General features: G+C 63.4%; 8 protein-coding genes and 1 pseudogene. 5 read left to right on the top strand and 4 right to left on the bottom strand.

All coding sequences use genetic code 11. From position 1 onward, the window contains the following. Window positions 1-107: 107 nt before the first annotated feature. Both ABEA67_RS07140 and ABEA67_RS07135 read right to left on the bottom strand, forming a co-directional pair. On the bottom strand, window positions 108-842 hold the full coding sequence (locus ABEA67_RS07140) for an ABC transporter ATP-binding protein (protein ID WP_345463040.1): 735 nt from the start codon (window positions 840-842) through the stop codon (window positions 108-110). Window positions 843-1017: 175 nt separating this feature from the next. Then, the gene (locus ABEA67_RS07135; RefSeq protein WP_345463037.1) at window positions 1018-1437 is read right to left on the bottom strand and encodes an ABC transporter ATP-binding protein C-terminal domain-containing protein; all 420 of its coding nucleotides are present in this window, start codon (window positions 1435-1437) and stop codon (window positions 1018-1020) included. A 116-nt stretch (window positions 1438-1553) separates the two neighbouring features. On the opposite strand from ABEA67_RS07135, the gene ABEA67_RS07130 reads away from it, so the two are divergent. The 3 genes and pseudogenes from ABEA67_RS07130 to ABEA67_RS19430 form a co-directional block, all read left to right on the top strand. Then, a complete protein-coding gene (locus ABEA67_RS07130) occupies window positions 1554-2222 on the top strand; it encodes a TnsA endonuclease N-terminal domain-containing protein (protein ID WP_345463034.1) in 669 nt (222 codons plus the stop codon). After that, on the top strand, window positions 2219-4195 hold the full coding sequence (locus tag ABEA67_RS07125; protein WP_345463030.1) for a Mu transposase C-terminal domain-containing protein: 1977 nt from the start codon (window positions 2219-2221) through the stop codon (window positions 4193-4195). The genes ABEA67_RS07130 and ABEA67_RS07125 overlap by 4 nt, the downstream gene beginning before the upstream one ends. Before the next feature lie 128 nt (window positions 4196-4323). Beyond that, window positions 4324-4422, top strand: a pseudogene (locus ABEA67_RS19430) (transposase); the annotation flags it as partial. Between the two features lie 71 nt (window positions 4423-4493). Here ABEA67_RS19430 and drmB read toward each other — a convergent pair. Further along, window positions 4494-6335 carry a DrmB family protein gene (gene drmB / locus ABEA67_RS07115; RefSeq protein WP_345463027.1) on the bottom strand — a complete coding sequence of 614 codons (1842 nt, stop codon included), beginning with the start codon at window positions 6333-6335 and terminating at the stop codon, window positions 4494-4496. Between the two features lie 2 nt (window positions 6336-6337). Further along, window positions 6338-9796 (bottom strand): DISARM system helicase DrmA, encoded by a 3459-nt coding sequence (gene drmA, locus ABEA67_RS07110; protein WP_345463025.1) that lies wholly within the window; start codon window positions 9794-9796, stop codon window positions 6338-6340. Window positions 9797-9910: 114 nt separating this feature from the next. Here drmA and ABEA67_RS07105 point away from each other — a divergent pair, with 114 nt between their 5' ends. Both ABEA67_RS07105 and ABEA67_RS07100 read left to right on the top strand, forming a co-directional pair. Then, on the top strand, window positions 9911-11929 hold the full coding sequence (locus ABEA67_RS07105; protein ID WP_345463023.1) for a DNA cytosine methyltransferase: 2019 nt from the start codon (window positions 9911-9913) through the stop codon (window positions 11927-11929). Window positions 11930-12208: 279 nt separating this feature from the next. After that, window positions 12209-13192 carry a TniB family NTP-binding protein gene (locus tag ABEA67_RS07100; protein WP_345463021.1) on the top strand — a complete coding sequence of 328 codons (984 nt, stop codon included), beginning with the start codon at window positions 12209-12211 and terminating at the stop codon, window positions 13190-13192. Window positions 13193-13212: the final 20 nt, after the last annotated feature.

Raw genomic sequence — 13212 nt, 5'->3', positions numbered from 1 at the left:
CAAAAAGAAGGTCTCTTTTTGACAAATGCTCTAGCAGCACGGCCCGGCCCGCAACAGACGCCGGGGGCCGCACCTTTCCTGCGGCCCCCGGCGTCCTGAAGTCGGCGTTACAGCGCCAGATACGCCTCGCGCACCCTGGGGTCCGCCAGCAGCGCCGCGCCCGTCCCCTCGTTCACGACCTGCCCATTTTCCAGCACGTAGGCACGGTCGGCCAGCCTCAGGCTCAGGCCCACGTTCTGCTCGACCAGCAGGACGGTCACGCCCTCGGCATTCACTGCCCTCAGTGCCCCGAACACGGTCTGCGTCATCAGGGGCGAGAGGCCCAGCGAGGGTTCGTCCACGACCAGCACGCGGGGGCGGGCCATCAGCGCGCGGCCCAGCGCCACCATCTGCTGCTCGCCGCCCGATAAGGTGCCCGCCAGTTGCCCCTGGCGCTCGCGCAGGCGCGGGAACAGGGTGTAGACGTGCTCCAGCGTCTGCGCCTGCATCGCGCGGGCTTCCGGCCGCATCGCCGCCCCGAGTTCCAGGTTCTCACGCACCGTCATCAGGGGGAACAGTTCCCGGCCCTCCGGCACGTGCCCCAGCCCCAGCGCCACAATCTGCGGCGGGGTCGCGCGCGTGATGTCCTGCCCGCCCAGCAGGATGCGGCCCCCGCTGGGCTTCACCACGCCGCTCACGGCGCGTAGGGTGGTGGTCTTACCCGCCCCGTTCGCGCCGATCACGGCCACGAACTCGCCGGGCCGCGCGTGCAGGCTCACGTCCCACAGCACCTGCACCTTGCCGTACCCGGCGGCGAGATGTTCGATCACGAGGTCCTGGCCCTGGAGGTGCGGTTCAGTCATGGGTGTGCCTTGGTTGAGGAGAGGGGGGCGTGGGAGGCAGGACGCGGTGCGCGGTGAGGGGGCTGCCCGTCCGGTCCGGTCAAAGGCCTGTCAGAGCAGGACAGGGAACGCCGGAGCTGGCCCGTCCTTTCTTTTTCCCGCGCACCGCGCACCGCGTCCCGCTGCCTTCTCCCCCTCATGCGTGTAGCCCCTCTTCCGTGCCCAGGTAGGCCGCGACCACCTGCGGGTTCGCCGTCACCTCGCGGTAGGTGCCTTCCGCGAGCACCTGCCCCTGGTCCATCACGACCACGCGGTCGGCCAGGTCGCGCACCACCGGCATGATGTGTTCGATAAACAGCACGCTCACGCCGCTGCCCCGCACGCTCTGCACCAGCCCCACGGCCTCCTGCGCCTCCGCCGGACGCAGGCCCGCCATCACCTCGTCGAGCAGCAGCACGCGCGGCTGGGTGGCGAGGGCGCGGGCGACCTCCAGCCGCTTGTCCTGCAAGAGGGTCAGTTCGTGCGCGGCCTTCTCGGCGTGCGCGGCGAGGCCGGTGCGCTCCAGCAGGTCATAGGCCCGCTCGCGCGCCTCGGGGAGGCCCACGCCGCGTGTCACTACGCACGTTATTTGCGATGTTTCTCCGCCTGAAGGCATCGTTTACACAAGTTAATTGCGAATAATACACACAGTATTTGCGAATTTAGTGCAACTGGGTCACAATATATGCGAATATGCGACCTCCCCCCAAGCCGCTTGGTGAACATCCTGTCCGGGCCATCACGAAGAACCACCGTGCGGTGACGGGAACCCTGGCCTCTACCAAAGGTCCGGCAGGGGCGCAGTATGAGTCGGCGCTGGAGCGGGATTTCTTTCTGCAACTGGATTTTGACCCCAGCGTCGTGCGGTTCGTTCCTCAGCCCGTCTTGATTTCGTGGGTCAATGGACGGGGGCGGAAGTTGCAGTATCCGCCGGATGTGCTGGTGCACTACAGCGACGGGCGCAGGCCTGCCCTCTTCGAAGTGAAGTATGTGGCGGAAACCCAGGAGAAGGCGGATGAACTGCGGATCAAATTTCGTGCAGCGCGTGCTTTTGCTCGTGAGCAGGGTTGGACGTTTACGCTGGTGACCGAGCGGACGGTGCGCGCGCCCAGCCTGAAGAACATTCAGTTCCTGCGGCCGTATGCTGCGCGTGTCTTTGCTGAGGACCAGACTGGGCCTCTGCTCACGGCCCTTGGGCATGAGGTGAGTACGCCTGAGTCCCTGCTCTCCACGTTTCCTGAAGCTGAGCGTCCCCATCTCATTCCCGCACTGTGGCACCTTGTCGCCACGCATCGCATCGAAGCAGACCTGAGCCTTCCGTTCACCATGAAGAGTGCCATTCGCGCCCGGAGGCGGTCATGACTGAACAGTTACGTCTGAAAGTCGGTGAGTGGTACGAACACCACGGTGAGCGCGTGCGGCTCGTTCGGACGCCCAACCTCACCGAGGTGCAGGTTCGTGATGAGCGAGGGGACTTGCGAACGGTTCCGCTGTTTGCCCTGGGGCCTGTAAAGCAGGAGGCATCGAACGTAAATGCCGCCCGGCCATCGCGTCCTCTGGATTCCCGTGCCCATGCCCAGGCCCTCGCAGGCGCTGAGGAGCGTATGGCCGTGTTGGAGTCCCTGGTGGCCCTGCCGGGGGGCCGGGCGTCGGAGCGGGTTGCTGAGGCCGCGAAGCGCTGTGAGGTTCATCCCAGCACGATCTACCGCTGGTTGGCGGCCTATGACCGCAGCGGGTCGATGGAGGGCCTGCTGAGACAGCCCAGGCAGGACCAGGGGAAGTCCCGCCTTCCGCAGGCGGTCGAGGAACTGATGGACCGCGTGATCGAGACGAAGTACCTCGTTCCCGAGCGGCCCAGCTTGTCTTCTGTCTATGTCCTGCTGCGCGGTGAGATCGAGCGGGCCAACCGCACGCACGCAGCAGGCGAGCCTGAGTTGCCCACACCGAGCTACGAGACCTTCCGTCGCCGCATCGGGGCGGTGGAGCAGCGCAAACGAGTCAGCCGCCGCTACGGTCACCGGGCCGCCGAGGCGCTCGATCCGATCCTCGGGCACTACCCTGGGGCGACATACCCCCTCGCAGTTGTGCAGATCGACCACACGCCCATCGACCTCGAACTGGTCGACAGCATTTACCGTCGGCCCATCGGGCGGCCCTGGCTGACACTGGTGATGGACGTCTTTTCGAGGGCAGTGCTCGGGTTCTACATCTCGTTCGATGCCCCGAATGCCTTCAGCGCGGGGATGGCCCTGACGCACGCCATCCTCCCCAAGGAGATCTGGCTGGCCGGGCATCAGCAGGTCATCAGCGGTCTGGTGAAAAACCTGCGCGATGAACTCGGTGGCGGCGACCCTGACCTGCAACTCTCCTGGCCCTGCTGGGGGAAGCCCGTCCTCGTGAAGATGGACAACGCCCGCGAGTTCCGGGGGAAGACCCTCGAACGGGCGCTGCGCTGGCACGGCATCGACCGGGAGTTCCGTCCGGTGAAGAAGCCGCGTTATGGCGGGCACGTGGAGCGCCTGCTCGGCACATTCGCACGGGAGATTCAGACCCTGCCCGGCACGACTTTCAGCAACCCCCGTGCCCGTGGGGACTACGACTCCGAGGGGAAAGCCGCGCTGACGCTGGAAGCCTTCGAGACCTGGCTGACGGCCTACATCCTCGGGATCTACCACTGCCGGATTCACGAGAGCCTTGGCAAGACGCCGCTTCAGATGTGGGAGGACGGTCTGTTGATCGGCACGGACGACCACCCGCCGACTGGGGTTCCCGAGCGTCTCGGCGGAGACGCGGCAAACCGCCTGAAGATGGACTTCTTGCCTTTCTTCGAGGGCACGGTGCAGCGTGCGGGCATCCGCCATGACGGGTTGACTTACCGGAGTGACGTTCTGCGTCGTCATGTGGGCGCGCGCCACCCGGACTACCCCTCGCGCGCCCGCGTGTTTCAGGTGAGCTATGACCCGCGTGACATCAGCGGTGTGTACTTCCTCGATCCGGACATCAACCGTTATTTCGAAGTGCGTTGCGTGCAGGCCAACTTCCCGTCCATGAGCGTGTGGGAGTTGAAGGCGACCCGCCGTTTCGCGAAGAGCCAGAACATCCGTCTGGACAACGAAATCGCCATCATGAACGCCTACCGACTGATGCAGCGTCTCGTGGACAGTGAGAAAGCGGAGACGAAATCCATCCGGGCCGGGGCCGAGAAGAAGCGGCAGCGGGCCAAGGTGGAGACTCCGGCGGGCGTCGAACGCATGCGGGCACCCTCACTCAGCCGCTCCGCTCTGAACCCTTTTCAGCATGTCGGTGAGATCAAGCCCTTCGATGAAGTTGAGTAGACCGATTCTCCGTTATTCATTTCAGACTGGCGTTAAACGACTCTCTGGTCGTACCAGTGGCCGTCTTGGACAATCTGTCGGCGCACCACCGTGAATCCGTGAGGGCGTTAATAGAAGAACGCGGTTAGATGCTGCTTTTTCTTCCACCCTACAGCTCAGATTTCAATCTCATTGAGCTGATGTTCTTCAACCTCAAAGCCTGGATTCGGGCCCGGAAATTTTGTGAGGTCAAGGCCCTGAATCAGAGCATCGGGAACGTATGCCCCAGCATCAGCCGGGGCATACCTCTGAATGGGAATTATCTCAAATGTTCTCGTCCAAAGAAGGCCAAGTCACTGCGGGCCATGGTCGGCACCAGGAAGTTCCGATCCAAAAAGCGGTTGAACGTCTCACAAGACGTCTCTGAGGCCAACACGCAAGCGTGGCAGGCTGCGCCCTTGAGTCCTCCATGCTCGGCCGGCTCATGATCTGCGCATAGTGGATCCGAAGAGCAGCGCTCCATCGAGCGCAGCGCGCCGCGCAGCAATTCGGGCAGCCGCTTATCAGAACCCAGGTCCACCAGCCCTCCTAGGCTGCCGTCGGTATCCGCACTGGCGGTGTAGAGCAAGATGCCGCTCATAGGCTGCTCCGGGTCAGTGCTGCTGTAAATGCGTTCGCGAATCGCACTCGCCGAGTAGCCGCAGTCCAGGGACAGTTGTCGAATCAGCGCGTGCGACAGCGAGTGCAGCAGAACGTAGCGTGCCCCCGGGAATGGCACGGGCTGGCGTCCCCGGAACTGCCGCTGTAACGTGCTGAAGTTGACGGCTAGTTGCAGGGCCCGCTGCCGGACGGCCTTCTGGCCCTCCCACTCACGTAGCTTGGTCTCGTTCAGCTCGATGAATATCCCTTCCCCACGCACCTCCACCGCCGGGAGCCAATCCAGTGGCGTCCGGCTCAGGGGCGCAAGTTGGTCCGGCAGTTCGTCATCAAAGCCGGCCACCGCGTCAATCCGCGTGAAGCCCACCAGAGCCCGCACTTCCAGCAGCTTGCGTGCGAGAACCACCCGGGTCACCTCAGTCTCGAAGCCAGTTGGAACCTCGCCGCCTTCCAGGAAGAGGTCTTTTTGATCGTCCTGGGCAGAATCCGGGTCGCGCAGCACTTCCCACTCGGGCCGCCGCAGGTCGGTGTCAGACAACTCCTTGAGTCCCCGCATCCGCTGTAACTCGTCCCACACCTCTTGCGGCGTGTAACCGGAAAGCGAGGGGAACATGCCCATGTCGAGCATGACCTTCACTCCTTCCGGGGTGGTGAGCTTCTCGATTTGGCCCTGGTTGCACTCCTGCACGGCGCGGCGCAGCGGCGTCGCCTGCTCGCCGATGGACAGAGCGCTGCGCACTACCGAGAACCAGCCGTTGGTCGCCACGCGCTGCATGGCGCGCAAGCTCTGGGGCTGCTGACACCCGTGGGCATCGTATTCGCTCATGCCCATCCAGGGCCGGCGCCCCTTGCATTCCTCTGTGAACTTCTCCTGGTTAAAAGCGTCACTCAGCGAGCGGAAGACCTTGCTGGGCTTCTTGGGATCGTCGCGCCCGCAGTCGCACTCTACCACCAGGTCGGCGATTGAGCCGGTCCGCGCCCGCGTGAACAGCCGCAGACGCCTCGTGCATTCGGTATCCCCACGGTGGACATATTCGCGCCAGGGGAAGTCATCCAGGTGGCCATGGGCGCAGGCCACTACGATGGGTGCCGGGACTGTCCGGACCCGGCGGGGCTTGCCCTTGCCTGGTGCCCCCTCTTCCCTGGGCTGGTTGCAACCAGGAGCATTACATTCCGGTTCACGGTCGGCCCGGGTATGCTTGAGGTCGTCGCTGCCATAGAGCGAAAGCGTGCCGCATTCCGGACAGTGCTGGTAGCGGGGGAAGACATATGCTGGCACACCGCCCCCCCCACCGGAACTGGGGGTCAGAAAGTGACTGACCTTGAGGATGCGCTCTAGGCGGGGCTCACGAATGATGTGCGTCCGCTCGGTGTTCCAGGTATCCAGACCACCGACGATAACTGATAGGGCACGGGTGTCGACGATCGCGCCCGGGCCGAAGGTCGTGATGAGTTGGCTGGGCCGGACCTCCCCGGCCTTTCTAAAAACAGGGGGGGACGTCATGGTCAGAGGTTCTCCAGCAGATTGATGGCGACGGTGGGCTCCACCTCGCGCAGCGAGCCCGGCACGGCCCAGCGACCTTCTTCGCGCGATCCGGAGGTGCGGATCAGGACGCGCGCGTTGTTCTTGGGAGGGGACTTAGGCCCATTCCAGTAAATCGTCGGATCCTCGTTGAGGCGTTGCCACTCCTCAGCTGCCTTCTCCAGCCTTTGGCGTATTCGCTCGGCCTCATCGCCGTCGCGCAGAGCCGCGGCCCGCTGCACGATCTCTTCGATGACCTTTGTTGCGCTCAGCGCTTGCGGCTGGAATCCATGCGCATCTTCATTGCGCACCATAATTGCGTCTTGCAGTCGATTCATGGCCACATACACCCCATGCAGTCCCCGATCTAGCGCCCGGGAGGCAAAGGGGGTGGCGCTGATCGCCTCGACATGCCGGTAAATCGCCGCGTGATAGGAACGGAAGCGCTCGTAGTGCGACAGGTCGCGTGCGCCCAGCCAGTTGTAGGCCACGACGACCAAGCCAGGGTACTTGCGCCCCACGCGGCTGGTCGCCTGGATGTACTCGGCCGTGGTCTTGGGCTGTCCCGCGACCACCATCAGGCCCAGGCGGTCAACGTCCACGCCTACCGAAATCATGTTGGTCGCCAGCAACACATCTAGCGGCCAGGGCATAGACTGGCCCTTCTCGGGACGCGGAAAGGGTAGGTCCAACCGCTTAAGCAGCTCTGGGATCTCAAAGGACTTCTTGCGGCTGGTCATCTCCTCGACATTCAGGTAACGTCTATGCGGAAATTGATGCTGCTGCCGTAGGTATCTCAAGCGCACCCGCACGTCATCTTCGACCAAACGCTTGGCACCGCCCAGGGCTCGCAAGCTGTTGAAGTACCCCACCAGGGTAGCGTATGGGTCTGCGTCCATGACCTCACCCGACTCCACTCGCACATCCATGGCCTGCTGGGCCGACGCGAGCAGTGCGGCGTAGATACGCACCATCAACGTCTTGCCGCTCGACCCTGGAGCGTTGAGCCCGACATAGAGACGGCCTGCCGAGGCATCTTTCTCGGGGTTGATTTTGACTTCCTTGGCGAAAAAGGAGTCACGAGCAGTCACACCGCTGGGTGGGAATACGCGCAACTCCCGGGCGTAAAGTTGGCGGACTTGCTCATCGGCCCGGCGAATCGTAGCGGTGGACGCGATGACCTTAGCGCGGACACGCTTACCTTCCTGTTGTATCTGTGTGAGGTGGTCCACTGCCGTTTCGTAGAGCCCCACCATGGTGCCTAAGGGCCCCGAAATCAGGTGTAACTCATCTTGGATAATCAGCTCTGGCGGCAGCAGGGGCTTGGCTGCAGTAGATGCGTCCTTGCCGCGGCCCTTGAAGCCCTTATGGGCGGCGGTGAGATGTCCGAACTGTGGGTGATACCGGGACCGCGCCCCGAAGATGCCCTGTGTCTCACCTTTGAAGGGCAAGCGCGCGAACTTGTCGACGGTGCCGATGATCACACACGGCCGCATGCGGTAGATCTCATCGTCTACCACCACCACGGGAATGCCTTGGCCGCTGGACTTGGGGCCGGAAAAGTCGCAGTCCCGGTTGGGGCAGTACAACAGGATTCTCTTGCAGAAATCATCAGCGATGTACGTCCTGGCACGGGGCTTCCCTCTGTCCACCAGGTGCTCGCCACACCACGGACAGGCAAGTAGTTGGACGGGTGTTCCCTTTTTGGTCTCCCCGCTTTCCAGGCTCAACTTGGCATCGTCATAGGTGTTGGGCGTGGCCGACTGACCCACCCACAGCCCAATGCGGAAGCGCTCCTTGCCGTAGCTGCGCTCATCTCCGCGCCGCAGCATTTCGCAGGCGGCCACCAGCGCCGTAGCGCGCTGGAACTGCTGGATGGTGAGCAGACGCAGGGTGTAGCGCATAATCACGCTGACCCCAGCGTCTGCGGCGTGAGTCGCCGTGCCGCCCTTGAGGCGGCGCAGCGCCAGGGTGAAGGCCGCCAGACCCAGGTAGGCCTCGGTCTTACCACCGCCAGTGGGAAACCAGAGAAGATCGACCAGATCGCGGTCTGGACTGCTCGGGTCCGCCACGCCACGCAGATTCAGCAGAATGAAGCCCATCTGGAAGGGGCGCCAGGTGCGGTTGTCGGCGAAGTCGATGTCGACGTCCCTGGGCGAGCCGGTGCGCTCACCGGTTTTGCGGGTGCGCGCTGCCCAGATCGCCTGCGTGCGTTGCATCCACATTGCCCGGTTCGCAAAGCCAAAAGCCTGGAAGACCTTGGCGTCGCTCTCAATCAGCTCAAGCCCTTTCTCCATACGCTGCAGCGCCTCGCCGCAGCGCCTCAGGTGGCGCTTGGCTGCATCGGCGAGGCTTGTGTCGCCTTGGATGTCCGGCTGTTCACACTCCTGCTCCACCTTGGCTATCCATTGCCGGTAAGCTGTCAGAATGGGTTGAAGCATCCCTCGTACCTCGGCACCGCTCTTTGCCTCGGCCAGGTCGCGCATGTCCAAGCAGGCACCGCCCGCCGCTGAAGCGGGAGCCACCAGAGCGGGAATCTCAAAGCTCGGAATAAATTCAGTCCAGACGGCAACTGTACGCTTGCTGTCACCATCGGGCTCTGACCACTCGGCGGCCACGCCGTGGCCGGTGGCGAATTCCCGGGCATGCCGGTACAACAGGGCGTTGCTGGCTTCATCGTCGTCCAGGGCACGCTGTTGGTCGCGCACCGCATCTTTGGCGACGAAAATGGGAGTCTTATCCGGTGCGCGAACGGTCATGCGCGGTTGAAAGATCCACCGCCGGTCCTTGCGGCGATCCTCCTTGGCGTCGGCGGGACGCCGATTTACCAAGAAGAGGCTCACGGCGCGGTAGCCGCCGAACTCACTGACCACGCCCTCCAGGCGCACGTCATTGTCTTGGAGTCCTTCAACCTCGACTCCGACATGGTCCGCGCCTAGCCCCTCTGGATGAAGCGGGATGCTGGGCAGCTTCCCAGTCTGGTTGACGCGGAGGCCCGTGACCTTGCCCTGGCGGGGACGCCGATGCCACGTGATGGATGAGTCGCCTTCGGGCTCATAGTCCCCCCAGCTTAGCTCGACGTCGACCTGCTGAACCCCCGTATCAAGCAGGAAGGATAGACCGAAAGACGACGGCTTAAAGCTGGTCAGCAGCGGCGGCGGCGGTGGGGTGTCACCGAGATCAGTGTCATCGCCCCCGTCCTCAAAGACACTGAAGTCAGGATCAGCCTCACCGACGTCGTCCTCCAGGGTCTCCAGGGGTGCCAGGCGCCCGAGCAGATAGCGGGTAGTAGGAAACTCGGCCGAGACTTCCTCGGGAGAGGCAGGTCCCATCAACTCCTGGGTGAGGAGTTCAATGAGCCTTGAGCGCACCGTACGCTTGGGGCCAAAGCCTGGTGGGACGTTAGGGACATCAGATGTTGAACTGGGGGGACTATGGGTCATGAGGACTCCAGAAATGCGCAGTGAGGGAGGTGCCCCAAGTGTAGAGCACGAGACTCAGATCCCACGCTCCAAATCTGCAGGATTACCGTTCTGGCTTGCGAAACGGGGCGGGGCGTGCTCGAATACGAGCAGATGACCACCTCCCCGTTCTCCCCCCTGGCCCTTGACGGCCGCCCCCTAGGGGAGATTCTCGCCGTCCTTTATCAAGAAGAGGAGAGGACGCCCTGGGCAGATCGCTTTGGTGAGCTGATGCGGCACTCCTTGCGGTGGCCAGCCGAGCAGTTGCGGACCCTGAGTCTTTTCTCGGGGGGTGGGGGGTTGGACATTGCTTTTCATGACGCGGGCTTCGACGTGGTGGAGATGGTCGAACTCAGCCCCAGCTACTGCGCGACGCTGACCCACAACGCGGTGCCGGGCGGCATGCTGGCGGGGTCGCAGGTGCGCTGCGGGGACATCCGTACTTACGACGCGGGCCACCTGCGCAACATTGCCTTCATTATCGGGGGGCCGCCGTGTCAGACCTTCTCAGCCGCAGGACGGCGCATGGCAGGTGCTCCCGGTGCCAAGGACCCACGTGGGGAACTGTTTGAGCCGTACGTCGCGCTGCTCAAGCAGCTTCAGCCCCGGGGTTTTCTGTTTGAGAACGTGCCCGGAATCAAGAGCGCCGATGGCGGGAAGACCTGGCCACGCATCCTGCAAGAGTTCGACCGGGCTGGATACGACGTGTTCGAGCGAGTGCTGGACGCGGCGGATTATGGGGTGCCGCAACACCGCGAACGCCTCTTCGTGGTTGGCGTGCGCAAAGGCTCGGGAACCTTTGCCTTTCCGCGCCCCACCCATGGCCCCGATGCGGAGACCGGGCTGGAACACTTCCCTGCAGGTCAGGCCGTTGCAGGGGCCGACGTCAGTGGGGTGATCCGAGGGATCGGCGGCATCTATGGGCACTTGCTGCCTGATATTCCTCCAGGCTTAAACTACAGCTTCTATACGGCGCGCATGGGGGATCCGCGCCCGTTGTTCGCCTGGCGCTCAAAGTTTTCGGATTTCCTCTATAAGGCTGACCCTGAGCGCCCGGTGCGGACGCTCAAGGCTGCCGACTCGGGCTACACTGGTCCTTTCTCCTGGGAGAACCGCGTGTTCACCAGCGGGGAACTCAAGCGGCTGCAGACTTTCCCTGACGCTTACGTTCTTCACGGCACCTCTAAGGGACAGGGGGAGCAGATAGGCAACGCGGTTCCGCCTCAAGTGGGACGGATTCTGGCGCTGGCCATCCTCGACCAGGTGTTTGGCCTTCCGATCCCCTGGACGGTGCCGTATCTGAAGCCTGGCGAGCCCCTCTCTTTTTCTCGCCTGAAGCGCAACCGCCAAGCGGACTCTTTGGCCAAGGCCCGTGCCGCTCATGCCAAGCGTGGGGTGACGCCCCTGGTGTCGGCCGCGCGGCACGTGTCCCGGAACCGACGCCTGGGGACGGGCTTTGAGTGGACGGAACACGAGACCGGCACGGGGGTCTACCGAGTTGAAGCCGACCTGGGGGAAAAGGAGTGGCGCATCAGCGCGGGCGAGCGCCTAGAAGGTTATGGTTATGAGCTTGAACTCCGGCCTAGTCGGGATCGGAGCTGGCATATTCCTCTGGAGCGGGTGGTTCTGATCGGGCGGGACCGTCAGGCGGAGACGCACACTGCCCTGTGGTTGGCCTTCGAAGAGTTCTTGCGCGAGGTGTATGGCAAGTACGACCTGGTCCAACTATCGGACTACTATTACTATCCATCGCGCATCCAGGCACGCTTTACTTTTCCAGGAGCGCGCCCCCGGGGCAAGGTCTGGAAGGCGCTGCGGGCGGTGGTCGAGGGCCATGGTGTGGGCGAACGCATGATGGTCCACCAACTGGCCAAAATCTGGGGATTGAAGGAGATGGATGTGCTACCAGTCTTGCAGGGGCTGCGCGCACTCGGATATGAGGTGCGCGGCGCTAGTACTAACCTACAGATGTCCCCGGAGGAATATCTGGTGCCGTATGCGTTCCCGTCACTGCGTCCCAAGAGTGTGCAACGCCACCAGCTCTTAAAGCAGCTGGAGCAAGCGCCAGCGGCCGCAGGTCTGCTGGCTACCGCCGACGATGAGGAGGATGACTGAGCCTCTGGACCTCCCGCCCTCCCCATGCTTGGTGATGAACATGCGGGCATCCGACAACGCGTATGGGGAGTATGGACTTCGGGGGGCTGGATAGATTTGGGGGTGTTCCAACGTGCTGCCCTCCCGCTTTACCACGGCGGCCCGTCCGAGGGCCGGATGCAAGCGCGCATCCGGCAATACGCCATCGGACGGGTGGACGTGGTGGTCGCCAGTCATATTTGTTTGACCACTTGCCCTCCTGCACCAGACTGGTTACCATGACACCCGGGGGTATGTCAGGTGGCACAAGAACGGCAGTTGATCGAGGCGGCTGCGGCGCTGTTGAAGGCACCGGACGCGGAGCGGATCGCGTTCATCAAGAGAGACCGCTGGATCGGGTACCCGCAGGCGAAGGCGGCCCTCGTGGAGATGGAGACCCTCTACAGCTATCCCGTAGTGACGCGCCCGCCGAACATGCTGCTGACGGCGGACACCAACAACGGCAAGTCAACCATTGTGAACCGCTTTGCGGCACTGCATCCGGTGGTGGATGACCCCCACGCGGCCCGTGCAGAGCGCCCGGTGATCGTTCTGGACGCGCCGAGTGCCCCGGATGAGGAGCGGTTTTACAACCACCTGCTCAAGGAACTGGGCGCGATCTACAAGCCGAGCGACCGCATCGACAAGAAGCTCTTTCAGTTGACCGACCTCCTCTTGAAGACAGGCTTGCAGGTGCTTGTCATCGATGAGATCAACAACAGCCTCGCGGGGACCGGCACGCGCCGCCAGCAGATGCTGAACGCCATCAAGGAACTCGGGAACTCCCTCGGTCGCCCCATCATCCTGACCGGAACCTTCGACGCCCTGCTGATGCTGCGGGAAGACAAGCAGGTCCAGAACCGCTTCCCGCCCTTCGTGCTTCCCAAGTGGCAACTCGATGGCGACTTCCTCCAGCTTCTTGCCTCGTTCGAATCGGCCCTGCCCCTGAGGCGCGCCTCGAATCTCGCTTCTGAACGCCTCGCGCCACTGCTGCTGATCCTCAGCGGGGGCTTGATCGGTGAACTCAGTCGTCTGCTCAAGCGGGCGGCCACCGAAGCCATCCTCAGTGGCCGGGAACGTATCACCATTCCGCTGCTTCTGGACCTCAAGTGGCTGCCGCCTGAGGAGCGCGACAAAGCGGCGAGTGCAGCGGAGGCCGGACTGGTCTACCGCTTCGACTACCGTGACCGTCTCGCGGCCCTCGGCATCGACCAGGGCGATGAAGACGACGAGGACGCCGAGTAAGACCCCGTCGGCCTCGGCCA

Origin of the sequence: Deinococcus carri (assembly GCF_039545055.1) — a bacterium.
Lineage (GTDB): Bacteria > Deinococcota > Deinococci > Deinococcales > Deinococcaceae > Deinococcus > Deinococcus carri.
This window is presented reverse-complemented; position numbering and strand designations above follow the sequence as displayed.